The organism is Candidatus Sulfotelmatobacter sp. (assembly GCA_035504415.1).
Taxonomy (GTDB): domain Bacteria; phylum Vulcanimicrobiota; class Vulcanimicrobiia; order Vulcanimicrobiales; family Vulcanimicrobiaceae; genus Vulcanimicrobium.
In genome coordinates this window covers 473,616-496,236 of the sequence record DATJRY010000017.1, presented here as the reverse complement: position 1 = coordinate 496,236, position 22,621 = coordinate 473,616, and the positions used below count along the sequence as shown (strand labels likewise).

24 protein-coding genes and 1 riboswitch are annotated in these 22,621 nt (G+C 69.9%); of the genes, 19 read left to right on the top strand and 5 right to left on the bottom strand.

Features of this window, described 5'->3' with window-relative positions; all coding sequences use genetic code 11:
- Window positions 1–7 precede the first annotated feature (7 nt).
- Genes paoA through paoC form a run of 4 tightly spaced genes read left to right on the top strand, consistent with a single transcriptional unit; the run spans window position 8 to window position 3,717 of the window.
- Window positions 8–556 (top strand): aldehyde dehydrogenase iron-sulfur subunit PaoA, encoded by a 549-nt coding sequence (paoA, locus tag VMD91_16085; protein ID HTW85591.1) that lies wholly within the window; start codon window positions 8–10, stop codon window positions 554–556.
- Window positions 553–1,041: an FAD binding domain-containing protein gene (locus VMD91_16080; protein HTW85590.1), complete on the top strand. Its 489-nt coding sequence runs from the start codon at window positions 553–555 to the stop codon at window positions 1,039–1,041. The genes paoA and VMD91_16080 overlap by 4 nt, the downstream gene beginning before the upstream one ends.
- Window positions 980–1,507 carry an FAD binding domain-containing protein gene (locus VMD91_16075; protein ID HTW85589.1) on the top strand — a complete coding sequence of 176 codons (528 nt, stop codon included), beginning with the start codon at window positions 980–982 and terminating at the stop codon, window positions 1,505–1,507. Before VMD91_16080 ends, VMD91_16075 begins: the two co-directional genes overlap by 62 nt.
- Window positions 1,504–3,717, top strand: coding sequence for an aldehyde oxidoreductase molybdenum-binding subunit PaoC (gene paoC, locus VMD91_16070; protein HTW85588.1), 2,214 nt, complete (start codon window positions 1,504–1,506; stop codon window positions 3,715–3,717). The genes VMD91_16075 and paoC overlap by 4 nt, the downstream gene beginning before the upstream one ends.
- Before the next feature lie 21 nt (window positions 3,718–3,738).
- Here the strand turns inward: paoC and VMD91_16065 are convergent, their stop codons facing one another.
- The gene (locus VMD91_16065) at window positions 3,739–3,930 is read right to left on the bottom strand and encodes a CPXCG motif-containing cysteine-rich protein (protein HTW85587.1); all 192 of its coding nucleotides are present in this window, start codon (window positions 3,928–3,930) and stop codon (window positions 3,739–3,741) included.
- 104 nt (window positions 3,931–4,034) lie between these two features.
- Here VMD91_16065 and VMD91_16060 point away from each other — a divergent pair, with 104 nt between their 5' ends.
- The 9 genes from VMD91_16060 (at window position 4,035) to VMD91_16020 (ending at window position 13,864) form a co-directional block, all read left to right on the top strand.
- Complete coding sequence (locus VMD91_16060) at window positions 4,035–4,313, top strand: hypothetical protein (protein ID HTW85586.1); 279 nt, start codon at window positions 4,035–4,037, stop codon at window positions 4,311–4,313.
- A gap of 127 nt (window positions 4,314–4,440) precedes the next feature.
- Window positions 4,441–6,120 carry a diguanylate cyclase gene (locus tag VMD91_16055; GenBank protein ID HTW85585.1) on the top strand — a complete coding sequence of 560 codons (1,680 nt, stop codon included), beginning with the start codon at window positions 4,441–4,443 and terminating at the stop codon, window positions 6,118–6,120.
- Between the two features lie 42 nt (window positions 6,121–6,162).
- A riboswitch (Fluoride riboswitch) is annotated at window positions 6,163–6,238 on the top strand.
- Window positions 6,239–6,302: 64 nt separating this feature from the next.
- Window positions 6,303–7,259 (top strand): NADH-quinone oxidoreductase subunit H, encoded by a 957-nt coding sequence (locus VMD91_16050; protein HTW85584.1) that lies wholly within the window; start codon window positions 6,303–6,305, stop codon window positions 7,257–7,259.
- Window positions 7,259–7,930: a hypothetical protein gene (locus VMD91_16045; GenBank protein ID HTW85583.1), complete on the top strand. Its 672-nt coding sequence runs from the start codon at window positions 7,259–7,261 to the stop codon at window positions 7,928–7,930. Before VMD91_16050 ends, VMD91_16045 begins: the two co-directional genes overlap by 1 nt.
- Window positions 7,927–9,363, top strand: coding sequence for a proton-conducting transporter membrane subunit (locus VMD91_16040; protein HTW85582.1), 1,437 nt, complete (start codon window positions 7,927–7,929; stop codon window positions 9,361–9,363). The genes VMD91_16045 and VMD91_16040 overlap by 4 nt, the downstream gene beginning before the upstream one ends.
- Window positions 9,360–10,754 carry a hypothetical protein gene (locus tag VMD91_16035; GenBank protein ID HTW85581.1) on the top strand — a complete coding sequence of 465 codons (1,395 nt, stop codon included), beginning with the start codon at window positions 9,360–9,362 and terminating at the stop codon, window positions 10,752–10,754. The genes VMD91_16040 and VMD91_16035 overlap by 4 nt, the downstream gene beginning before the upstream one ends.
- Window positions 10,751–11,500, top strand: a complete 750-nt coding sequence (locus tag VMD91_16030) for a hypothetical protein (GenBank protein HTW85580.1) — start codon at window positions 10,751–10,753, stop codon at window positions 11,498–11,500. The genes VMD91_16035 and VMD91_16030 overlap by 4 nt, the downstream gene beginning before the upstream one ends.
- Window positions 11,497–13,428 (top strand): proton-conducting transporter membrane subunit, encoded by a 1,932-nt coding sequence (locus VMD91_16025; protein HTW85579.1) that lies wholly within the window; start codon window positions 11,497–11,499, stop codon window positions 13,426–13,428. The genes VMD91_16030 and VMD91_16025 overlap by 4 nt, the downstream gene beginning before the upstream one ends.
- A gap of 7 nt (window positions 13,429–13,435) precedes the next feature.
- Complete coding sequence (locus VMD91_16020) at window positions 13,436–13,864, top strand: universal stress protein (GenBank protein ID HTW85578.1); 429 nt, start codon at window positions 13,436–13,438, stop codon at window positions 13,862–13,864.
- A 6-nt stretch (window positions 13,865–13,870) separates the two neighbouring features.
- Here the strand turns inward: VMD91_16020 and VMD91_16015 are convergent, their stop codons facing one another.
- Window positions 13,871–14,215, bottom strand: coding sequence for a DUF190 domain-containing protein (locus VMD91_16015; protein HTW85577.1), 345 nt, complete (start codon window positions 14,213–14,215; stop codon window positions 13,871–13,873).
- A gap of 71 nt (window positions 14,216–14,286) precedes the next feature.
- On the opposite strand from VMD91_16015, the gene VMD91_16010 reads away from it, so the two are divergent.
- Complete coding sequence (locus VMD91_16010; protein HTW85576.1) at window positions 14,287–14,625, top strand: DUF190 domain-containing protein; 339 nt, start codon at window positions 14,287–14,289, stop codon at window positions 14,623–14,625.
- Window positions 14,626–14,643: 18 nt separating this feature from the next.
- Here VMD91_16010 and VMD91_16005 read toward each other — a convergent pair whose 3' ends face one another.
- A complete protein-coding gene (locus tag VMD91_16005) occupies window positions 14,644–15,066 on the bottom strand; it encodes an SET domain-containing protein-lysine N-methyltransferase (protein ID HTW85575.1) in 423 nt (140 codons plus the stop codon).
- Window positions 15,067–15,155: 89 nt separating this feature from the next.
- Here VMD91_16005 and VMD91_16000 point away from each other — a divergent pair, with 89 nt between their 5' ends.
- The 3 genes from VMD91_16000 to VMD91_15990 are packed head-to-tail and all read left to right on the top strand — an operon-like array spanning window position 15,156 to window position 19,010.
- Entirely contained in the window at window positions 15,156–16,541 is a 1,386-nt protein-coding gene (locus tag VMD91_16000; GenBank protein ID HTW85574.1) for an MmgE/PrpD family protein, read from the top strand.
- Complete coding sequence (locus VMD91_15995; GenBank protein HTW85573.1) at window positions 16,538–17,929, top strand: MFS transporter; 1,392 nt, start codon at window positions 16,538–16,540, stop codon at window positions 17,927–17,929. The genes VMD91_16000 and VMD91_15995 overlap by 4 nt, the downstream gene beginning before the upstream one ends.
- Before the next feature lie 25 nt (window positions 17,930–17,954).
- Window positions 17,955–19,010: an isocitrate/isopropylmalate dehydrogenase family protein gene (locus VMD91_15990; GenBank protein HTW85572.1), complete on the top strand. Its 1,056-nt coding sequence runs from the start codon at window positions 17,955–17,957 to the stop codon at window positions 19,008–19,010.
- 12 nt (window positions 19,011–19,022) lie between these two features.
- Here VMD91_15990 and VMD91_15985 read toward each other — a convergent pair whose 3' ends face one another.
- Window positions 19,023–19,658, bottom strand: coding sequence for a hypothetical protein (locus tag VMD91_15985; GenBank protein ID HTW85571.1), 636 nt, complete (start codon window positions 19,656–19,658; stop codon window positions 19,023–19,025).
- A gap of 112 nt (window positions 19,659–19,770) precedes the next feature.
- On the opposite strand from VMD91_15985, the gene VMD91_15980 reads away from it, so the two are divergent.
- Window positions 19,771–21,228 (top strand): NAD(P)/FAD-dependent oxidoreductase, encoded by a 1,458-nt coding sequence (locus tag VMD91_15980; protein ID HTW85570.1) that lies wholly within the window; start codon window positions 19,771–19,773, stop codon window positions 21,226–21,228.
- 129 nt (window positions 21,229–21,357) lie between these two features.
- Complete coding sequence (locus VMD91_15975) at window positions 21,358–21,564, top strand: hypothetical protein (protein ID HTW85569.1); 207 nt, start codon at window positions 21,358–21,360, stop codon at window positions 21,562–21,564.
- Window positions 21,565–21,570: 6 nt separating this feature from the next.
- On the opposite strand, the gene VMD91_15970 is transcribed toward VMD91_15975, so the two are convergent.
- Entirely contained in the window at window positions 21,571–22,560 is a 990-nt protein-coding gene (locus VMD91_15970) for a PHB depolymerase family esterase (GenBank protein ID HTW85568.1), read from the bottom strand.
- Between the last annotated feature and the right edge of the window lie 61 nt (window positions 22,561–22,621).

Genomic DNA, 22,621 nt, shown 5'->3' with positions numbered 1-22,621 from the left:
GCGATCGATGGATATGCAAACAATCGATGCGTCCAACCTACCCCGCACGGCGAACGTATCGTTCAACGTGAACGGCGAGCGCGCCGAGCTCGTGCTGGACACGCGCACGACGCTGCTCGACGCCCTGCGGGAACATCTGCGGTTGACGGGCACGAAGAAGGGCTGCGATCACGGCCAGTGCGGCGCGTGCACCGTGCTGGTCAACGGCGTGCGCATCAATTCGTGCCTGAGTCTCGCCGTCATGCACGCAGACGACGAGATCACCACCGTCGAGGGGCTCGGTACCCCGGCCGCCCTGCATCCGATGCAGGCCGCCTTCATCGCGCACGACGGCTTCCAGTGCGGATATTGCACGCCCGGCCAGATCTGCTCGGCGGCGGCGGTGCTGCGCGAGATCGAGGCCGACGTTCCGAGTCACGTGACGCCCGACCTCACGGTTCGGCCGTCCGCGACCGACGCCGAGCTGCGCGAGCGCATGAGCGGCAACATTTGCCGCTGCGGCGCGTATGCGAACATCCTCGCGGCGATGCGCGACGTCGTCGAGGAGCGCGTATGAAACCCTTCACCTACGAGCGTGCCGCGACGCCGGCCGCGGCTGCCGCGACCGCCGCGGGCACGCCGAACGCGAAGTTCATCGCGGGCGGCACGAACTTGCTCGATCTCATGAAGCTGCAAGTCGAAACGCCGGCCCACCTCATCGACCTGACTCGGCTCGATCTCGACCGCATCGACGACACGCCCGACGGCGGTATACGGGTCGGCGCGCTGGTCACGAACACGGCCCTGGCCGCGAACGGGCGCGTGCGGCGGGAGTACGGGGTCCTCTCGCGCGCGATCGTCGCCGGCGCGAGCGGGCAGCTGCGGAACAAGGCGACGACGGGCGGGAACCTGCTGCAACGCACGCGTTGCCCCTACTTCCGATACCAATCAGCCGTGCAACAAGCGCCGGCCCGGCACGGGCTGCGCGGCGATCGGCGGCGTGAGCCGCCAGCTGGCCGTCATCGGCGGCAGCGACGCCTGCATCGCCACGCACCCGAGTGACATGGCCGTCGCCATGCGCGCGCTCGACGCGACGGTGGAGACCGTCCGGCCCGACGGCTCGACGCGAGCCATCCCGATCGCCGACTTCCACCGTCTGCCGGGTGCGACACCCCACGTCGAGACGAGCCTGGATCCGGGCGAGCTGATCACCCATGTGACGCTGCCCAAGCCCGTCGGCGGAAAGCACCTCTACCACAAGGTGCGCGATCGGGCGTCGTACGCGTTCGCGCTCGTCTCGATCGCGGCGATCGTTCAGCCCGACGGCTCCGGCCGCGTCGCGGTCGGCGGCATCGCGCCGAAGCCGTGGCGGGTGGCGGCGGCGGACGCGGAGCTGCCGCGCGGCTCGCAAGCCGTCGCGACGCAACTGCTGGCCGGCGCGAAGCCGACCAGCGAGAACGCGTTCAAGCTTCGGCTCGTGCAGCGCACGCTGGCCGCGGTCATCGCCCAGGCCAAGGCGTCCGTATGAAGTTCGACACGCCGGCGACGATCAATCCGATCGACCAGATGAAGGTGATCGGGAAGCCGACCGACCGCATCGACGGCAAACTCAAGACCACCGGGACCGCGCCGTACGCCTACGAGCGGCACGACGTGGTCGCGAATCAAGCCTACGGATTCATCGTCGGCGCAGCCATCGGGAAGGGACGAATCGCCTCGATGGACCTCGCCGCGGCCAACGCGGCGCCGGGCGTCCTAGCCATCGTGACCACGCTGGACGTGCCCCGCCTGCCCCGCGGGCGTTCCAATTACGCCTCCCTGTTCGGCGGGCCAGAGATTCAGCACTATCATCAAGCCATCGCCATCGTCGTTGCCGAGACGTTCGAACAGGCGCGGGCCGCGGCGCACTTGGTGCGCGTCGAGTATCTCGAAGATGCCGGACGCTTCGATCTCGCCGCCGGGGCACCGGATGCGCCGCTGGTGGACAACGTCGCCGAGCACGTGCTGGCGTTTCAGCGCGTCGGCGACTTCGCGAGCGCCTTCGCGGCCGCGCCGGTCACGATCGACGAAGTCTACACGACACCGGATCAGAGCCACGCCATGATGGAGCCGCACGCCTCGATCGCGGCGTGGGACGACGGCCACCTCACGGTCTGGACGTCGAACCAGATGATCAACTGGAGCCACGAAGATCTGGCCAAGATCCTCGGCATCGCCGCCGACGAGGTGCGGCTGGAGTCGCCGTACATCGGCGGAGGCTTCGGCGCAAAGCTGTGGGTGCGAGCCGACGCCGTGTTAGCCGCGCTCGGGGCGAAAGCCGCCGGCAGGCCGGTGAAAGTCGCCTTCACCCGCCCCTTCGTCATGAACAATACCACCCATCGCGCGGCAACCATCCAGCGTATCCGGATCGGGGCCGACCGCGACGGAACGATCACGGCGATCGCTCACGCGAGCACCTCCGGCAATGTGCCCGACGGATTTCCCGAGGGCGCCGTCGCGCCGACACGACTGCTGTATGCCGGGGCGAACCGTCTCACCGAGATGCGCCTCGCGACCCTGGATCTGCCCGAGGGGAACTCGATGCGCGCGCCGGGCGATGCGCCGGGGCACTTGGCACTCGAGATCGCGATGGACGAGACGGCCGAGAAGCTCGGCATCGATCCGGTCGACTTCCGCGTCCGCAACGACACGCAGGTCGATCCGGCAAAACCGGAGCGCCGCTTCTCGTACCGGAATCTGAACGGGTGCCTGCGCCTGGGCGCGGAGAAGTTCGGCTGGAGCGCACGGAACCCGAAGCCGGCCCAGGTGCGCGACGGCCGGTGGCTGGTCGGAATGGGTGTCGCCGCCGGCATCCGCAACAGTCTGTTGATGAAATCCGGCGCGCGGGTGAGCGTCGACAAGCACGGTGTCGTGACCGTGGCGACCGACATGACCGACATCGGCACGGGCAGCTACACGATCATCGCACAGACCGCAGCGGAGACGATGGGGGTCGACTTGGACCGGGTGGTCGTGCTGCTGGGCGATTCCAACTCACCCGCCGCGGCCGGGTCCGGCGGGCAGTTCGGCGCCAACAACTCCACCTCAGGGGTGTACGCGGCTTGCATGAAGCTGCGATCGCTCATCGCGCAGAAGCTCGGACTCGACGCGGAGCAGGCCGAGTTCGCCGGCGGCAGCGTGCACGGCGCCGGCCGGAGCGTCCCGCTCGGAACCGCGGCCGGCGACGCAGGTCTGTGGGCCGAGGACAGCATCGAATACGGCGACCTCGACGAGCGCTACCAACAGTCGACGTTCGCCGCACACTTCGTCGAGGTGGGCGTCGACGCCGCGACCGGCGAGATCCGCGTTCGCCGCATGCTGGCGGTGTGCTCCGCCGGCCGCATTCTGAATCCGAAGACGGCCCGCAGCCAGCTCATCGGCGCGATGACGATGGGCGTGGGCGCCGCACTGATGGAGGCGCTGGCGGTCGACAAGCGGCGCGGCTTCTTCGTCAACCACGACCTGGCCGGCTACGAGGTGCCGGTCCATGCCGACATCCCGCACCAAGACGTGATCTTTCTCGACGAGGTCGACCCGATCTCGTCGCCGATGAAGGCGAAGGGCGTCGGCGAGCTCGGCATCTGCGGCGTGGGCGCCGCGGTCGCGAACGCCGTCTACAACGCGACCGGCGTCCGCGTGCGCGACTATCCGATCACGTTGGACAAATTCCTCGACCAGCTGCCGGATTTCGACACCTGATCGCGGCGCTTTCCATTCGTGCTACTCGCGCTCGACACGCTCGATCAGCGCGTCGCCGTCGCGATCGACGACCACGGTGAACACCAGCGGACGGCAACAGACGGGACAATCCTCGACGAACTGCTGGCGCCGTCCTTGCGTCGGATCGACCCCGACCGCGTTGGTCTCGCCACAGCTCGGACAGGTGTACTCGGCGTCGTTCTCGATCGGCATCAGTCCCTCGACGCCCCCCGGCAAGGGGGTCGAGCACTCGGTCTGCAACTCCAGACCTCGCCGCTCCTCTTGCGGCCGTCATTGCGAAAAGGGTGTATATGCATATGTCAATCAAGGGGATCGCCGTGCTCGGAGCACTGGGCGTTCTCATCAGCTTGCCGTTGCCGGCGAAGGCCGACAACCTCTTCACGTGCGTGCAAAACCTCGACACACGCCACAACTACTGCAGCGAGAAGAAAAAGAACGGCCACGTGGCACAGGCAGACTGGGTCGCGAAGGCGGTCGAGCACTTCAGCATTCCCGCGCGCCGCTCCGTCAACACGTACGGCGTCTCGCAGTGCGACAAGAAAAACGTGACGTGCTGGGAGCCGCCGCGCTCCTGAGAGGCACCGTCGAGCCCCCGCCCGCGCGGGGGCTTTTCTTTGTCCGGAGGGCGGCGCCGGCCGGGACGCGCTGACCCGCTGGGCGGCGGCCCGGGACGCAAGCGCTCGCTCGTCAAATCAGGACTGCGTGTACCAGGCGGTTCTGGCGGCGCTAGTGCTAGCCGTGGTCGCTCCGCTGCGACCCGCCGCCGATACGGACGTCGATCTCTGGACGCGCGCCGATGCGATCGCGGACGACGGCGGCCGCCTCACGCTCGCCGAGGTGCGCGCGCCCGACGCGCCGTGGCGTTCGGCTCCCACGCTCGTCGACCGCCACACGGCGACGCGAGCGCATCCCGCGATCACCTGGTTTCGGCTGCGCATCCGACCGCGCGAGCCCGGCGCCTACGATCTGCTCGTCTCCTGGCACACGCTCGACGCCGAGCTGTTCGTCCCGCGCGCCGACGGCGGCGTGGAGACCGTGCACACCGGCGGCGACGTCCCGACGGCCGACAAGCCGTTCCCGCACGCCCAAAATTTGATCCCGCTGCCGCGCGACGCGCTCGACGGCCGGCCGATCTATCTGCGCGTCCGCTCGTCCTTCGCGCACGCCTCCGTCTTCCGCCTGATGAGCGAGCGCGCGTGGTTCGGCTGGCTGGTCGAAGGCGCGGGGACGCGCGGACTGCAGCTCCTCTCCGCCGGGTTCGTCGCCGCCTTCGGCGTGCTCAACGTCCTGCTGGCGCTGCGCCTGCGACGGTCGACGTACGCCTACTACGCCGCCGCCGTCGTCGCGGCGGCGCTCCACGTGCTCGTGCTCAGCGGCGACGCGTGGCGCTGGCTGTGGCCCGGTGTCGGGATCGACTACGATCTGGCCGACAACACGACCTACGCGCTCGCGATCGGCTCCGCCGTCGTCTTCGGCCGCGCGTTCCTGCGCACGCGCTCGACGTTCCCGCGCACCGACGCGCTGATCCTCGCGCTGCTCGGGCTCTTCGTGCTCACGAACGTGCTGCTCGTCGTCGCCCCGGAGCTGCTGATCGGCGCAGGCGTCTGGGATTGGGCGGAGATCGTCACCACCGCGCTCGTTCTCGCGCCGCTCGCGCTGTGCGGGATCGTCGCCGCGTCGCGCGGCGACCGTGAAGCGGTGCTCTACGCGTTGGCGGTCGTCGGCGTGATGCTGGGCAACGTGATCGGGGGCGCGGGCATCAACCTGCTGGTGCAGTACACGGCGCTGCTGCACGTCGCGCCGACGCTCGGCTTCGCCTGGGAGGCGCTGCTCCTCTCGATCGCGCTGGCGGAGCGCCTGCGCACCTTCGAGCACGACGCGTTCTTCGATCCCTTGACCCGGCTGACGAACCGCCGCGGCCTGGAGCGTGCGATGGCCGAGGAACGCGCGCACGCGCAGCGCACGCACGCTCCGTATTCCGTGCTGGTCCTCGACGTCGACAAGTTCAAGAGCTACAACGACCGCTACGGACACCTCGCCGGCGACCAAGCGCTGAGCGCGGTGGCAACCGCGTTCGGCGGAGCGCTGCGTGCGGTCGATTGCGCCGCGCGCTTCGGCGGCGAAGAGTTCGTCGCGCTCTTGCCGGGGACCGACATCGAGGGCGCCGTGGCACTCGGCGAACGCGTCCGCCGTGCGGTTCGGGCGAAGGCGATCCCGCACGCCGACGGGGTGGACGGCGTGCTGACGGTCAGCATCGGCGCCGCCTGCGCGCTGGGTGACGAGCCCGGTGAAGCGCTGCTCGAACGCGCCGACGCGGCGCTGTACGCCGCCAAGCACGGCGGCCGCGACCGCGTCGAACCCGCTGCCCCGGCGCTCGCGTAACGCGGAAGGCCGCCTCCGGGCTCTGGCCGAACCCGAGTCGCAACGTCCCCGGGCGGTGGGGTCCGCCCGTCGGCAGTCGCCGCAAACCGCCCGCGTGGCCAATGACTCCTACGACCCGTCTCCACTCGACGCGTCGGAGGAAGTTCAGTGCTGCGCAATGGTGATTCCCGGGGTAGGCAACGGTGACCTTGACGCCCTTGGCCGTCCAGGCGTGTCAGGTCGGAGCGACGCTGTTCGTCTCTCCGCTGCTCACCGGACTCATCGCCCGCGCCTCCGCGATCGTGCAGGGCAAACGCGGGCCGTCGATCTGGCAGGTCTATCGCGACATCGTGAAGCTGCTGCGCAAGCAGCGCGTCACGCCCGACGTCGCCTCGCCCGTCTTTCGCATCGCGCCCTACGTGGCATGCGGCTGCTACGCGACCGTCGCGACGCTGATCCCGGTCCTGACGACGTATCCGTTGCCCGGCGCCACCTATGGCGACATCCTCGGCGGCGCGTTCGTCCTCGCGCTGGCGGGCTTCGTCACCGCGCTCGCCGCTCTCGACGGCGGCTCGCAGTACACCTCGATCGGCGCCAGCCGCGCGACGATGGTCGGCATCCTGGTCGAGCCGACGCTGATCTTCGTCTTCTTCTCGGTCGCGTTCATCACCGGAACCGACCTCCCGTACGCGATGAACGCGCTGCTCAGCCACTCGGTCGCGGCGGTCGTGCGCCCGGCGCACCTGTTCGCGATGGCGGCCTTCTTCTTGATGCTCCTGGTCGACACGGGCCGCATCCCGATCGAAAGCTCGAGCGCGACGATCGAGTTCGGCATGATCGACGACGCGCGGCTGTTCGAGCACGCCGGCCCCGAGATGGGCCTGTTCAAGTGGGGCGCCTCGATGAAGCAGTTCGTGCTCTACACGATCTTCTGCAACGTGCTCTTCTTGCCGCCCGGCCTGGCCGCGACCGGCAGCGTGGGCGCCGTCGCGCTGGCGCTCGTCACCGTCTTCGGCAAGATGCTGATCGTCGGGGCGGTCGTCGTCGTCATCGACACGTCGTTCGCTAAGCTGCGCCTCTACAAGATCACCGAGTTCATCGCGACCGGCCTGCTGCTGGCGGTGCTGGCCGTCGTCACCTGGGCGGCGCGGGTGGGATGATGACGCCCCACCCGCTCACCGCGGCCGACGCGCTCGCGGGCACGATCGTCGTCGCGCTCATCCTGACCCAACTGGCCATGTTCCGCTCGGTCATCCTCGGCGAGCTGATCTCGCTCTACGCGGTGCAATCGCTGTTCGTCGCGGCGGTCGCGCTCATCGTCGGCATCGAAGAGCACGGCTGGGACCTGATCGTGCTGGCCGTCCTCACGCTGGTCTTCAAGGTCGTCGTCCTGCCGGCATACATGCGCGGCTTGGCGCGTTCGATCGCGGTGCGCATCGAGCTGCCGATTCACGTCAACGTCACGCTCTCGATCCTGCTGGCCGCCGCGTTGACCGCCCTCGCGCTGCTGACCGCCGCGCGCCTGCCGCTGCCGTTCGGCGCGCTGCTGCCGCGCGCGGACCTGGCCGCGACGATGGCGATCGTCTTCATCGGCTTCCTGCTCGCCATACTGCGGCCGAATGCTCTCGCGCAGCTGATCGCGTTCCTGACCCTCGAAAACGGGCTGTTCTTCGGCACGGTGACGCTCGCGCCGGGGCTGCCGTTCGTCGTCGGCGTCCTGCTGCTGATCGACGTCCTGGTGGCGGTCGTCGTCTTCGCGGTGCTCGCCCGCATCATGATCGCGCGCCGCAACTCGGCTTCGATCCGCAGCCTCTCGGAGCTGCGCGGATGAGCACGCTCTCGTGGCTCGTCGTCATCGTGCCCGGGGCGCTGGCCGTCGCGACGGCGCTGCTTCCCTCGCGCGCCGGGCGGCCGCTGACGGCCGCCGGCGGCCTGGTCGCCGCCGCGCTGATGCTGCTCGACGCGTTCGGCGCCGGACGTCCGGCGCTCGACGCGCTCTCCGGGCTCTTCCTGATCCCGGTCGCGGTGGTGTACGGCGGGGTCGGCCTCTACGCGGCCTGGTACGTCGCGGCCGAGAGCCGCGACGACGCGGCCGGCGAGCGCTACCGGCGGCAATTCCTCGCGCTCACCAACGCCTTCGCCTGCGCCGAAGCCGTCGTGCCGCTGCTCTCGAACATGGCCGGCTTGTGGGTCGCGATGGAGGTCACCACGATCCTGGCGGCGCTGCTCGTTCGCCTGCAGGGCACCGACGGCGCGTTGGAGGCGGCCTGGAAGTACATCCTGATCGCCTCCTGCGGTCTGGCGATCGGCCTGGTCGGCGTGGTCGTGCTCTACGACGCCGGCACCAGCGTGCTCGGCGCGCACTACGCGCCGGAGTGGAGCGCGTACGTGCACGCCGCCAAGGGTCTCGACCCGAACGCCGTGCGGCTGGCGTTCTTGTTGGCGTTGATCGGCTTCGGCACCAAGATGGGCCTCGCGCCGATGCACACCTGGCTGCCCGACGCGCACGGCGCGGGCCCCACGCCGACCAGCGCAATGCTCTCCGGCGTCTTGCTCTCCGACGCGCTCTACGTCATCCTCCGCTTCGCCGGCATCACCAATGCCAGCGTCGGCGACACCATGACCCACCGGCTGTTCGGCATCGTCGGCATCATCTCGCTCGCGCTCGCGGCCTTTTTCTTGCTGCAGCAGCGCGACATCAAACGCATGCTGGCGTACTCGAGCATCGAGCACATGGGCGTCGTCGCGGTCGGGCTGGCCTTCGGCGCGCCGCTGGCGATCGCCGGCGCGCTGCTGCACACCATCAACCACGCCGCCTCCAAGTCGCTGGCCTTCCTCTCCGCGGGACGCCTCGCCGAGCGCTACGAGACGCGCGAGATCGCCGGCATCCGGGGCGGCATCCGCAGCCTGCCGGTTTCGGGCGTGCTGTTCGCGTTGGCGGGTCTCTCGCTGGCCGGCTTGCCGCCGTTCGGCGTCTTCCGCAGCGAGCTGATGATCCTCGCCGGCGGCTTCGGGCGCACGCCCTGGTTCGCCGCGATCGTCGCCGTCCTGCTGACGATCGCGTTCGCCGGACTGCTGCGCTGGGTCACCGCGACCACGACCGGCGACCCGCCGGAGCACACGCGGCGCGGCGAGCGCGCGCTCGTGCCGATCGCCGGGATGTGCATCGGGCTGATCGTCGTGATCGGCCTGGGCCTGGTCGTACCGGAGCCGCTGGTCGCGCTGATCGCCCGCGCGCAAGCGCTGTTCGAGGGCTCGCCGTGATCGTGCAACGCGCCGATGCCACGGCGCGGCAAGCGCGGGCGGCGGCGCGCGCACGAGTGGACGGCGGCGCGCGCTTCGTATGGTGCTACGCCGATCGCGACGAGCACGGCACGTTCGTGCGTTATGTCGTCGACGAGAACGGCGCGCTGCGCTCGTTCGACGGCTATCTGCAGAACGCGCTCGAGTCGCTCGGCCTGCCGGCGGCAGGCTGGCACGAGCGCGAGCTGGTCGAGCGCTGGGGCGTGCAGCTCGATGCCGCGCCGGGCGAACCCTCACCGCTGATTCCTTCCGCCGCCGAAGGCTATCGTCACGTCGACTCGCCTGACGCGTCGACGGTCTTGTACGGCCCCGTGCGCTCGGGGATCGGCGAATCGGCCCGCTGGATCATCGAGACGCGCGGCGAGGACTTCGCGCACGTCACGCCCTCGTTCGGATTCAAGTACCGTGGGCTGGAAGCGCGTTTCGCGGGCGTTCCGCTCGACCAGGCGCCGTTCGTCGCGGAGCACGTTTCCGGTGCCACCGCGGTCAGCCACGCGACGGCTTTTGCGCGCGCCGCCGAAGCAGCGCTGAACGTCGAGGTCCCACCGCGCGCGCGCGCCGCTCGCGCGATCCTGAGCGAGCTGGAACGCATCCACCAACACCTGGACGCGCTGGCCAAACTGGCCGACGACGGCTCGCTGAGCGTCGGTGCCGCGCACACCTACGCCGCGAAGGAACGTGTTCACCGGCTGCTGGCGCGCGCGGTCGAGAACCGCTTCGGTCGCGGCGTCGTGTGCGTCGGCGGGACGCGATTCGACGCCTTCGAGGCACTGCACGCGGCCTGCCGCACCGACCTCGAGCTGGTCGAGCACGAGACGCTGGCCGCCCTCGAAGCGCTTTTCGCGACGCCCTCGCTGATCGACCGGCTGGTCGGCACCGGACACCTCGACGCGGCGACGATCGGCGCGTTCGGCGCGGTTGGCCCGGTCGCACGCGGCAGCGGCGTGCCGTGCGACGCGCGAACGCGCGACGGCTGGAACTTCACGTCGCAGGAGGCCGACGAGGCGTTGGCCGCCGGCGGCGACGCGCTCGCCCGCGCGCAGGTGCGACGCGAAGAGATCCATCGCTCGTTCTTGCTGGTACGCAACGCGCTCGACGCCGCGCCACCCGGTCCGTCGTGCGCCGCCGTACCGTCGTTCGGCGCCGCCGAGGGGATGGCGCGGGTGGAATCACCGCAGGGCGAGCTGCTCTACGCGGTCCGCTTCGACGGACAGCTGCGACGGGTCGCGATCCGCAGCGCGTCGTTCCAGAACTGGCCGTTGTTCGTCCCCGCATTACCGGGCAACATCTTCACCGACTTCTCGTTCATCGAGCACTCGTTCGGGCTGATCGTGGCGGAGACCGACCGATGAATTGGTTTCTGCGCGGCCTCTCACGCGGCATTCTGACAACCCGCTATCCCGGCGGTCGCGAAGAGATGCCGGCCGACTGGCGGGGAACGGCCGCCGTTCTGCCCGGCGCTCCGCCGGAGGCCTACGAACGCGGCGCACGCGCTTGTCTGTCGAACGCGATCGATCTCACGCACGCGCCGCCGGTCGTGCTGCGCCAACGCTGTTTCCAGTGCGGCTGGTGCGCGCGTGTCGCGCCCGATGCGTACGCGATGCGCAACGAGTACGAACTCTCGCTCATCCCGACCGATCTCGCCACCACGCAGGCGCGCCTGGCGCGCCGCGCTTCGTCGCTCGGGCGCTCGGTCTTCGTGCGGCACGTCGACGGCGGCAGCGACGCGTCGTGCGATCAGGAGGTGCAAGCGCTCTTCAACCCGTTCTACGATCTCAACCGGCTAGGGATCTTTCTCACCGCGACGCCGCGCCATGCCGACCTGCTGGTCGTCACCGGAGTGGTCACCCGCGCCATGGCCGAGCCGTTGCGCCGGACGTACGAGGCGATGCCCGATCCCAAGCTGGTGGTCGCGGTGGGCAGTGCGGCCAGCTCGGGCAGCATCTACGCTCCGCAGGACGTGCTCGGCCCGGTCGACCGCGTCGTGCCGGTCGACGTCAAGGTCCCGGGCGCGCCGCCGGCGCCGCTGAGCATCCTGCACGGCTTGTGGGTCGCACTGGGCCGCGTCGCCGCGCACGCCCGCGAGGCACCCGAATGAGCGCGCTGCTGATCGCCTTCGCGCTGCTCGTCGCGGGCTTCGCGCTGGCGGCGCTGGTGCAGGGGCCGGTCGGCCGCGCGGCCGGTTTTCTCGCCACGGCGCTGGGCGGAGCCGCGGCACTCCTCGCCGCGGGCGACGTGCTCGCGCACGGCGCGCGCAGTTGGCGTGCGGCTCCCGCCTTGCATCTCGCGCTGCGCGTCGACCCGCTCGCCGCCGCGTTCCTCGGCATCGTCGGCGCGGTCGGCGTCGTCGTCGGCATCTACGGTCTGGGCGCGCGCACCGCCGACGAACGCGGCGACGGCCGCGCCGCCGCGTGCGCCACCGCCGGCGTCCTGTTCGCCTCGCTGCTCGTCTGCACGGCCGACGACGCGCTGCTCTTCGTGTTCGGCTGGGAGCTGCTGGCGCTGGCCTTCTATCAGGCCATCGCCTACGCCGGCACCGACCCGCGCGGGCCGTCCGCCGCCTACCTCACGCTGCTGCTCACCCACGGCGCCGCGGCGGGCCTGCTGGCCGCGTTCGTCGTCGTCGGCCACGGCACGTTCGGATTGCCGACGCTCTTGGCGGCCGGCGCGAGCGCGACGCCGCTGGTGCGCGGTGTCGCGTTCGCGCTGTTCCTGTGCGCGTTCGGCGCCAAGGTCGGCATCTTGCCGTTTCCGATCTGGATGGCGCGCGGCTACACCGCCGCACCCTCGCTGGTCGCCGCGATGATGGCGGGCGGCGCGCTCAACGTCGGCTTCTACGGCATCGCCCGCGTCGGCCTGGGGATGAGCGGAGCGACGCCGCTGTGGTGGGGGTTGCTGGTGATGGCGTGCGGCGCGCTGGCGGCGTTCTTCGGCATCGCCTGGGCCGCGGTGCAACGCGACGCGCGCACGCTGGCGGCCTACTCGAGCGTCGAGAACGCCGGGATCGTGCTGGTCGGGCTCGGCGTCGCGATCGCGGCGCGCGCGTTGGACTTGCCGTTCCTGTGCGGCATCGGGGTGGCCGCGGCGCTCGCGCACGCGACCGCGCATGCGCTCGCGAAGTGCACGCTCTTTCTGGCCTGCGCCGCAGTGCGCGCCGACGCCGGCACGACCTCGTTCCAAGAGCTCGGCGGCCTGTGGCGTTCGCTCCCGCTGGTGACGGTCGTCGTGCTGGCGGCAGCCGGCTCGCTCGTCGCGCTGCCGCCGAGCGGCGGCTTCGCCGGCGAATGGATGACGCTCGAAGCGTTGCTGCAGGCGTTCCGCACCGGCAACGTCACGGCGACGATCACCTTCGCGTTGAGCGGCGCCACGATCGGCATCGCCGCCGGCGTCGCGATCGTCGCGTTCGTGAAGCTCGTCGGGATCGGTTTCTTGGGGGCCCCGCGCACGCCCGCGGCCGAACGCGCGAGCGCCGGCCGCGATCCCTTTCGCGGCGCCGCGCTGGTCCTGGGCGCGGTCGGTGCGCTCGGCGTCGGCATCCTCGCGCCGCAGCTCATCAGCGCCCTGGGGCCCACGATCGACGGCTTGGCCGGCGTCCCGGCGACGGCGCGCATCCTGGCCGACGCGCCGGTCATCGAGCCGGCCTTCGCCGGCTTCTCGTCGGCGTGGCCGCTCGGACTCGGCTTGGTGGTGGGCGGCTTCGCCGCGGCGTTCGCCGTGCTGGTGGCGCTGATCCGCCGCCCGCGCTCCGCGCGTGTGCCGGTGTGGACGTCCGGCGAAGCGTACCGGCCGTGGACGCAATACACCGGCGTCGGCTACGCGAACCCGACCCGCGTCATCCTCGACCTCGCGGTCCGCGCGCGCGCCTGGGTCGGCGTCGCCGTCTGGAACCGGATCGGCGCGGCCTTCTTGCGCGCCGCCGACGTCGTGCGCGAGACGCAGTCGGGCGTGATCGCGCTCTATCTCTCGTACATTCTGGTGTTCACGATCGTCATGCTGCTCCTTTTCCCGGCCGTTCGCCACTGGTAGGCAGTCTATGTTCTCGCACGTGCTGGTCGGTTGGGACGAGACCGCGATCGCCGATCGCGCGGTCGACGTCGCCGCGGAGGTCGCGCGCCGGTTCGACGCCCGCCTCGCCATCGTCGACGTCGTCCAACCGGTCCCGCACGGCGGTCCGGACGAACGCGAGCGTCAAGCGGAGCTGCGCGGACATCGGCTGCACGGCGAGGAAGCCGTGGCGCGTGCCGCGCGGCACGGCGTCACCGCGTCGTTCGCATTGATCGAGGACGGCGACGCAGCACACGCGCTCGTCGACGCGGCGCACCGCATCGGCGCCGACCTCATCGTGGTCGGGCGCCGTCACAGCGGCAGCCTCGAGCGCAAGCTCCTGGGCAGCGTGTCGGACACGGTCCTCCGGCTGGCGCAAACACCGGTCCTCGTCGTGAGCGACGAGCTGCGGGGCTGACCGGTGTCAGCGCGCGTTGAGAAAGCGCCGGTACTCGACCCGCTCGAGCGTCACCGCGCCTTCGTCGATCATCTGCTCGATCTGCGGCAGCAGCGCCGCGATGCGCTCCTCGGAGTCGACGACCTCGATCAAGATCGGCAGTTTCCCGCCGATCGCGAAGACGCGGTTGAGGTGGATCTCGTGATGCGAGCCGAAGCCTTCGATGCCCCGAAAGGCGCTGGCGCCGGCGACCCCTTCGCGCTTGAGCAGTTCGATGATCGCGAGGTGGAGCGGCTGCCCATGGTAGTGGGCATCCTCGCCGACGAAGATCCGCAGCAGCTGCCCCTGGACGAAGGACGGGTCAGCGATCATGGCCGAGTGATACGCTACCGCGGGCGGCGGGCCTGTCGGACGGGCCGTTTCGACGAGGAGATGACCGGACCATGATCGCTCACAACGCCGTGCTCATGCGGATCTACGTCTCGGAGAGCGCGCGCACCGGCAAACGTTCGACGACGCAGGCGTTGGTCGAACGGCTGCTCGAGCACGGCTTCCGTGGCGCGACCGTTTTTCGGGGGATCGAAGGTTTCGGAAGCCATCGGCGGCTCTCGGTCGACTGGAACCCCGACGCGCCGGGGGACCTGCCCATGCTGATCGAGGTCGCGACGGACGACATCGAACGGCTGCGCGGGTTCTTGAGCACGATCGACGAGGTCTTGACCGACGGCCTGGTCACGCTCGAGCGCATCCAGCGTCTGATCTGCAAGTCGGGGGGCACCTGATCCGGCGACCGCTTCCGGCTACGCGCGCTTCGGCTTGTTGATCGTTCCGCGACAGCCCGGAACGCGGCAGCCGCAGCGCTTGCGGTCGGAGTGGTACGTGTCGACGTAGTCGACGGTGATCTCCTCGCCGGGCCGGATGTCGCGCAGCGCGAGGACGAGCAGTCGTTTTCCGAACGTCTGCAAGAACGCGTTGGGTCGGCACGAGTGGTTGATGTAATGGGTGCCGTTGCCGCCCCGGCCGCCGTCGATCGACCAGCGCTGGTCCAGGCCGCTGATGCGCAGCACCGGCCGGCCGGCGCTGCGGCGCGCGGCCTCGGCGTTGGTGATCCGCTCGCCGGTGTACTCGGCGATCTTGCGCCGCCGCGCGAAACGCGCGGTGGCGAAGCAGCCGCGGCCGTGAATCGCCGACGGCCCGACGCGCAGTCCCGGTGCGAGCTTCATCGGCCCCCGCTTTCAGCTCGACGCCGGTCTGTTCCGCTGACCGGAACGGCGTGGAAGGTCGCCTTGGCGCCGTGACCGTAGACCGCGCCATGTCGAGTGGAGTGACGCGCACGCTGGCCCGCTACGTCGTCGAGGCGCGCCCCGACGCGCTGCCCGCGCCGGTCCGCAAAGAAGCCGCCCGTGCCGTCGTCAACTGGGCCGGCTGTGCGATCGGCGGGTCGCACCACGAGACGCTGGACGTCGCGATCGCCGCGCTCGGACCGTTCTCGGGGCCGGCGACCGCGAGCGTCCTCGGGCGTTCCGAACGGCTCGACCCGCTCCACGCGGCGCTGATGAACGGCATCAGCTCGCACGTGTTCGACTTCGACGACACGCACTTGCGTACGGTCATCCACCCCGCCGGCCCGGTCGCGAGCGCGCTCCTGGCCTGGGCGGAGCAGCGGCCGATGAGGGGCACCGACTTCGTCAACGCGTTCGTGCTCGGGGTCGAGGTCGAGTGCCGGATCGGCAACGCCGTCTACCCGGAGCACTACGACGTCGGCTGGCACATCACCGGGACGACCGGTGTCTTCGGCGCCGCCGCGGCGATCGGCAAGGTCCTCGGATTGGACGAACAGCACATGGCGTGGGCGCTCGGGCTGGCGGCGACGCAGCCGGTCGGCCTGCGCGAGATGTTCGGCACGATGACCAAGAGCTTCCATCCCGGCCGCTCCGCGCAGAACGGTCTGGCCGCGGCGCTCCTCGCGGAGCGCGGTTTCACCTGCTCGGAGCAGGCGATCGAAGCGCCGCGCGGCTGGGCCAACGTGCTCAGCGTGGCGCGCGACTACGACGAGATCACGCAGGGACTCGGCGAGCGCTACGAGCTGTTGGCGAATACCTACAAGCCGTTCGCGTGCGGCATCGTCATCCACCCCACCATCGACGGCTGCATCCAGTTGCGCAACGCCGAGCAGCTCGTGCCCGGCGACATCGCGTCGGTCGCGCTGCGCGTGCACCCGCTGGTGCTCGAGCTGACCGGCAAGAAAACGCCGCAGACGGGGCTCGAAGGGAAGTTCAGCGTCTATCACGCGGCCGCCGTCGCGCTGATCGCCGGTGCCGCCGGCGAGCCGCAGTTCTCCGACGCGGTGGTCGCCGATCCGGCGGTCGTCGCGCTGCGCGATCGCATCCGCGCGGAGATCGATCCGGCGCTGGCCGCGGACCAAGCCCACGTCGCGATCACGCTCACCGACGGCACCATGTACGAGCTGCACGTCGAGCACGCGATCGGCTCGCTGGCACGCCCGATGACCGATGCCGACCTCGAGGCGAAGTTCCACGGCCTGGCCGATCCGATTCTCGGCCCGGAACAAGCGCGGCGCGTGCTCGCGCTCTGCTGGGACGTCGCCGGGCTCGGCGACGTCGCCCAGCTCGCGCAGGCCGCGCGGCGCGAGGCACCGGTGGCCAACGGACACGCCGCCATGGCGGTGACGCGTTGACCGCCGCGGCCGCGCCGCGCGTCTCCGTGCTGGGGCGCATCGATCGGCTGCCGCCCTCGCGCTATCTGCTCGGCGTCATCGCTCGCATCGCGAGCGGCGGCTGGTTCGAGTTCTACGAGCTGTTCATGCCGGGCTTCATCGCCCCCGGCTTCGTGCGCTCGGGAATCTACACCATCGAGAACAAGGGGCTGTTCGACTACCACAGCTTCGCCAGCTTCCTGGCCTCGTTCTTCGTGGGGATGTTCCTGAGCACCGCGGTATTCGGGTTCGTCTCCGACCGCGTCGGCCGGCGCGCCGTCTTCGTCTCCTCGATGGTCGTCTACTCGCTCGCGCAGCTCGCGATCGTGTTCCTGAGCGACCCGCTCCTCATCGACACCGCGCGGCTGATCGCGGGCTTCGCGGTCGGCATGCAGCTGGTGAACAACGACAGCTACATGGCCGAGCTGACGCCGCGCAGCCTACGCGGCAAGTACATGACGACCTCGTTCGTCTTCGTGCTCTCGGCGATCCCGGTCGCCGCGTTCCTGGCCGCCTGGCTCGTGCCACACGACCCGCTCGGGTTCTCAGGCTGGCGCTGGGTGGTGCTGATCGGCGCGCTCAGCGGAATCGTCGTCTTCTTCGTCCAGCGCGGGCTGCCGGAATCGCCGCGCTGGCTCGAGGCGCATGGGCGTGCCGCCGAGGCCGACGCCGTCGTCACCCGCATCGAGCAGGGCGTGATCGCCGAACGCGGCGGTTCGCTGCCGCCGCCCGATCCGAGCTCGCCGGAGCTGGGGATGCAGCAAGGTCATTGGCAAGAGATGTTCAGCCGCTTCTACCTGCCGCGCACGCTGATGATCTCGGTGTTCCAGTTCTGCCAGACGATTGCGGTCTTCGGCTTCACCTCGTTCGTGCCGGTGCTCTTGACCAAACAGGGCTTCCCGATCATCCACACGCTGACGTACACGGCGATCATCGTGCTGCTGGCACCGGTCGGCGCGCTGGTCGGCAGCTACTTCGCCGAACGCGTCGAGCGCAAGTGGCAGCTGGTGCTGACCGCGATCCTCATCGGCGTCGCCGGGACGATCTTCGCCGGGGCGCGGAACGTGCCGCTGATCCTGGTCTGCGGCGGCTTGATCGCGCTCGGCAACAACTGGATGATCAGCGTCTTTCACCCCTACGCGGCCGAGCTGTTCCCGACCCGCATCCGCGCTCGCGCGATCGGCTTCACCTTCTCGTGGAGCCGGATCAGCTCGATCTTCGTCGGCTACTGGGTCGGGAATCTGTTGGCCGCGTACGGCACGGTCGGCGTCTTCACCATGATCGACGCGGCGATGCTGGCCATCATCATCGGTATCGGCGTCTTCGGCCCGGTCACCAACGGCCGCGCCCTCGAAGCGCTCTCGCCCTGAACCTCCCGCGGAGGGGAAACGCGACATGAAGATCGGTGTCCTCGAAGGCGACGACATCGGACACGAGGTCGTGCCCGAGACCGTCAAGGTGATGCGGGCCGCGGCGCGGCTGAGCGGCTTGCAGATCGCATGGCAAGACGTTCCGATCGGCCGCCGGGCGTACGAGACGCTCGGCACGACGATGCCGGCCGATACGCTCGAGCGACTCGCGCAGCTCGACGGCTGGGTGCTGGGCCCGATCGGGCACATGGCCTATCCGAAGGTCGCCGAAGCGCCCAACCCGCACCCGATCTTGCGCAAGCACTTCGACCTGTTCGCCAACATCCGGCCGGTCAAGTCGTATCCCGGCATCCCGTCCGTCCACCAGGACGTCGACCTGGTGATCGTGCGCGAGAACAACGAAGGCTTTCAACCCGACCGCAACGTCGTGGCCGGCAGCGGCGAGTTCCGGCCCACGCACGACGTCACCATCTCGGTGCGCGTCATCACCCGCAATGGCTCGGCCAAGGTCGCGCGCGAGGCGTTCGAGCTGGCGCGCACGCGGGGCAAGCACCTCACCGTCGTTCACAAGGACACCGTCTTCAAGCTCGGCTGCGGGATGTTCGTCGAGGAGGTCAAGCGCGTCGGCCGGGAGTTTCCCGACGTCATGCTCGACGAGGCGATCGTCGACACCTTCGCGATGCGCCTGGTGATGACGCCGCAGCGGTACGACGTCGTCGTCACCACCAACATGTTCGGCGACATCCTCTCCGACGAGGCGGCCGGCCTGGTCGGCGGATTGGGTTTGGCGCCGGGCCTCTCGGCCGGGCCGCACAAGGCGATGGCGCAAGCGACGCACGGCTCGGCGCCCGACATCGCAGGCCGCAACGTCGCCAACCCCTACGCCATGATCGTCTCCGGCCAAATGCTGCTGGCGTGGCTGGGCCGCAAGCACGGCGACGCCGCGGCGAGCGACGCCGCGCAGCGCATCGCCGACGCGGTCGAGGCGGTGATGACCGCGCGAACGACGCTCACGCCGGATCTGGGCGGCACCGCCACGACGAGCGCGATGGGCGACGCGATCGTGGCCGCCCTGCGCTGAGATTCCGCGCCGCTACCAGTACTTCACGCAGTTGTTGCCGTTCGCGTCGCATACCGCGACCCAGCCGACGTACGGCCACGAACCGGTGTCGTCTTCGGTCCAGTCGATCCCCTGGCTCGACGCGTTGTCGTAGTAGTACCGGCCCTGCACGTAGACGTACTGGCCGGTCGCGACCCACGGCCACGCCGGCGGCTGATCGGTCGACGCCTCGGCCATCGCATCGAGGTTCGAGACGATCTCGATCTGATACCCCGACGGCATCGTGACGTAGAAGTAGCCGTGGTGACCGCTGCTGGTGTCTTGCTCGGCCAGCACGGAGGTGACGTTGCCGCACACGTCGACCAGCTGATCGCCGCTGAGCGTGCCCGCGCCGAACTCGCTCTGATCGGTCAGGAACTGCGCGTCGTTGCAGGCGAACGGCGTCGAGCCGGGGGTGGATGACGGCGCGGCGGTCGGCGTCGGGGATGCCGTCGGCGTCGGCGACGCGCTCGGTCGCGCCGACGGTGTCGCGCTCGGCGTCGCGGTCGCGCTCGGAGCCGACTGCGATCCCGACGGCGCGGACGGCGCGGCCGGTGTCCCCGAGCCGCCGCCGGAACAGCCGACGGCGAGCGCGAGGAAGAACACCGCACCGAAGGATTGGAAACGCACGCCGGCCTCCGAACGGAGCTGAGGAGTCGCGGGCGCCCTTTGGTGCGGCGTCGGCGAGCTCCTACGGCGGTGCGCAGGGACCGCACGATTCGCCGACGAGAGGTCCTCTGCGATGGCACAAGTGGACTATGACGTCGTCATCGTCGGAGCGGGGATCTCCGGCATCGACGCCGCGTACCGTCTCCACGAGCGCAACCCCGAACTGACCTATACGATCCTCGAGAGCCGCTCCGCCCTCGGCGGCACCTGGGACGTCTTCCGCTATCCCGGCATTCGCTCGGACTCCGACATCGTCACGCTCGGCTTCCCGTTCCGGCCGTACCGCGGTGAGAAGTCGATCGTCGACGGCGCGACGATCCGCGCCTACGTCGCCGAGACCGCCGCGCACTACGGGATCGATCGCCGCATTCGCTACCGCCATACGGTCGTGGCCGCCGAGTGGTCGAGCGCGCAAGCGCACTGGACCGTGACCTGTTCGGTGAACGGCGCGACCGCGACGTTGACCTGCGGCTTTCTGTTGGCGTGCGCGGGCTATTACGACTACGCGGGCGGATACGCGCCGGAGTGGCCCGGCATGGCGCGCTTCGCGGGGCCGGTCGTCTACCCGCAGTTCTGGCCCGCCGATCTCGACGTGCGCGGCAAGCGCGTCGTCGTCGTCGGCAGCGGCGCGACGGCGGTCACGCTGGTGCCGGCGCTGGCCGGAACCGCCGCGCACGTCACGATGCTGCAGCGCTCGCCCTCGTACATCGCGGCGCTCCCCTCGCGCGACGAGCTCGCGCACCGCATCCGCCGCTGGCTGCCGCGCCCGCTGGCCGACGCGGTCGTGCGGTGGAAGAACGTCGCCTACAGCTCGTTCGTCTACGGCTTGGCGCGCAAGCGGCCCGACCGCTTCCGGCAGCTGATCCGGCGCGGCGTGCTGCGCGCGTTCGGCGCGTCCTACGATCCGGCACGACACGACGTCGACGTGCACTTCAACCCCTCGTATCAGCCGTGGGACCAGCGGCTTTGCCTGGCCGCGGACGCCGATCTCTTCAAGGCGCTGCGCAGCGGCGACGCCTCGGTCGTCACCGGACGGATCGCCGAGCTCACCGAACACGGCGTGCGGCTGGAGTCGGGCGACGAGCTGCCGGCCGACGTGATCGTCAGCGCGACCGGGCTGACGATGCAGTTCTTCGGCGGCGTCGCGCTGCGCGTCGACGGCGAGCCGGTCGACGTCTCGCAACGCCTGGTCTACAAAGGCACGATGCTCGAGGGCGTGCCCAACCTGGCCTTCGCGTTCGGCTACACGCACTCGTCGTGGACGCTCAAAGTCGACTTGAACGCGCGCTACGTCGCCCGGTTGATCCGCTACATGCGCCGCCGCCGTTTCACGACCGCGACGCCGCGCCCGCTGCGCGAGGACCTCGCGCGCGAACCGTTGCTCACGCTCACCTCGGGCTACGTCCAGCGCGCCCGCGGCCGGCTTCCGCAACGCGGCCCGTTCCCGTGGCGCACCGGCGACAACTACATCCTCGACTTCCTGGCCCTGCACACCGGCCGCCTCGACGACGGCACCCTCCGCTTCGCCTGAGTCTTGACAATCTAGCCATGCCCTGTAGTACGCTATAGCGGGCTCCACTACTGACTGGTATAATCATAGCCGAGTGGGACCGAACGATTGCGAAGACGGGGATGACTGTCGTCTCGCGCAACATTCATCATGTTCAAGATCCTTCCAGTGCCGAACGCGTGGGTAGGCGTCGCCTACTTTCTTCCAACGATTTGCTTCGGCGTCATTCTCGCGATCAAATGGCGGCAATGGTTCACATCACGGCCGCGTAGCGCGCGCATGCGGCAGGATCTGCTCGCACTGAGCGGTCTGGAGGTTTCGCTCACCGCAATCGTCATGAGCCTGATGCACTTCTAGTGCGTTCTACGGGGTGCCGGCGACGCGCTGGACCATCGCGTAGATGATCTGCATCTGCGTGCCGGCCTTGAGGGCATAGCTCGGGTCGTCGTAGCCCCACCAGTCCCAGCAGCCCTGCGGGTTGTACGGCTGCGGGCCGGCCGACTCGACGGCGTACGGATAGAGGACGACGATGCCGTTGCCGTCGGCCCACTGATCGATGCCGCCCTCGGTGACGAAGTCGTCGCCGATTTGCGCGTGGCCTTGCAGGCATCCGTGCAGCGCGACGACGAGGCCGCAGCTCGCGCCGGCGGCGCACGTCTGCGGAACGAAGACCGTGCCGTTGGTATCCATCGAGTTCGCCGCCGACGCGCCGAACTCGGTCTGGTCGAAGCGCAACAGCGCTCCGCGCAGCGTCCCGTCGTTACGAGGCTGCAGCGTGCCGAGGAACAGCGTCAGCCAGGTCTGCTCGGAGTCGTACGGCTGTCCGTTCGCGCCCTCGCAGGCGATCATGTACGGCTCGGCCGCCGTGCCGCACGCGACCTGCCCGTTGGGTGACTCCCAACCGTGGTTGGCCGGATAGCCGTTGTCGAACGTGACGCGAGCACCGTAATGCTCGTACTCGGCGGCCAGATCGGCCATCTCTTTCGGGTTGACGACCTGGTCTTGCGTCCCCGACCACAGGTAGACGGGCTGACCGGCGATGTCCGCTTCCGGATCGATCGTCTGCGCCGCCGACTGCTGGTCGACGTACGACTCCGATTGCGCGAGCGTACTGCTGTAGAGCGCCTGACCGTTCACCGTCTCGCCGCCGCAGTCGACCAGCGCCAGCGCGACGTTGTCCTGCGCGCACCAGTCGACGCCGCCGGCATAGATCGCCGCGCCGCGCACCACGCCGGCGTGCGCGAAATGCATCTGCACGGCGAAGAACCCGCCCGACGAGATGCCCGCCACGAAGATCTTCCCCGGCGCGATGTGATACGAGCCGAGCTTGGTGATCGTCGCCGACGGCGTCACCGACGCGGCTGGCGAGGGCGATCCGGGCGGGGATGCGGAGGGCGTCGCCGAGCGCGAGGCT

What these genes read in the sequence shown, in the direction of transcription:
- VMD91_15980 (HTW85570.1), top strand. Translation starts at nt 19,771, where the DNA reads ATGGCACAAGTGGACTATGACGTCGTCATCGTCGGAGCGGGGATCTCC.
- VMD91_16080 (HTW85590.1), top strand. Translation starts at nt 553, where the DNA reads ATGAAACCCTTCACCTACGAGCGTGCCGCGACGCCGGCCGCGGCTGCC.
- paoC (HTW85588.1), top strand. Translation starts at nt 1,504, where the DNA reads ATGAAGTTCGACACGCCGGCGACGATCAATCCGATCGACCAGATGAAG.
- VMD91_15975 (HTW85569.1), top strand. Translation starts at nt 21,358, where the DNA reads ATGTTCAAGATCCTTCCAGTGCCGAACGCGTGGGTAGGCGTCGCCTAC.
- VMD91_16015 (HTW85577.1), bottom strand. Translation starts at nt 14,215, where the DNA reads ATGATCGCTGACCCGTCCTTCGTCCAGGGGCAGCTGCTGCGGATCTTC.
- paoA (HTW85591.1), top strand. Translation starts at nt 8, where the DNA reads ATGGATATGCAAACAATCGATGCGTCCAACCTACCCCGCACGGCGAAC.
- VMD91_16030 (HTW85580.1), top strand. Translation starts at nt 10,751, where the DNA reads ATGAATTGGTTTCTGCGCGGCCTCTCACGCGGCATTCTGACAACCCGC.
- VMD91_16025 (HTW85579.1), top strand. Translation starts at nt 11,497, where the DNA reads ATGAGCGCGCTGCTGATCGCCTTCGCGCTGCTCGTCGCGGGCTTCGCG.
- VMD91_16060 (HTW85586.1), top strand. Translation starts at nt 4,035, where the DNA reads ATGTCAATCAAGGGGATCGCCGTGCTCGGAGCACTGGGCGTTCTCATC.
- VMD91_16020 (HTW85578.1), top strand. Translation starts at nt 13,436, where the DNA reads ATGTTCTCGCACGTGCTGGTCGGTTGGGACGAGACCGCGATCGCCGAT.
- VMD91_16000 (HTW85574.1), top strand. Translation starts at nt 15,156, where the DNA reads ATGTCGAGTGGAGTGACGCGCACGCTGGCCCGCTACGTCGTCGAGGCG.
- VMD91_16065 (HTW85587.1), bottom strand. Translation starts at nt 3,930, where the DNA reads ATGCCGATCGAGAACGACGCCGAGTACACCTGTCCGAGCTGTGGCGAG.
- VMD91_16005 (HTW85575.1), bottom strand. Translation starts at nt 15,066, where the DNA reads ATGAAGCTCGCACCGGGACTGCGCGTCGGGCCGTCGGCGATTCACGGC.
- VMD91_16010 (HTW85576.1), top strand. Translation starts at nt 14,287, where the DNA reads ATGATCGCTCACAACGCCGTGCTCATGCGGATCTACGTCTCGGAGAGC.
- VMD91_16045 (HTW85583.1), top strand. Translation starts at nt 7,259, where the DNA reads ATGACGCCCCACCCGCTCACCGCGGCCGACGCGCTCGCGGGCACGATC.
- VMD91_16040 (HTW85582.1), top strand. Translation starts at nt 7,927, where the DNA reads ATGAGCACGCTCTCGTGGCTCGTCGTCATCGTGCCCGGGGCGCTGGCC.
- VMD91_15990 (HTW85572.1), top strand. Translation starts at nt 17,955, where the DNA reads ATGAAGATCGGTGTCCTCGAAGGCGACGACATCGGACACGAGGTCGTG.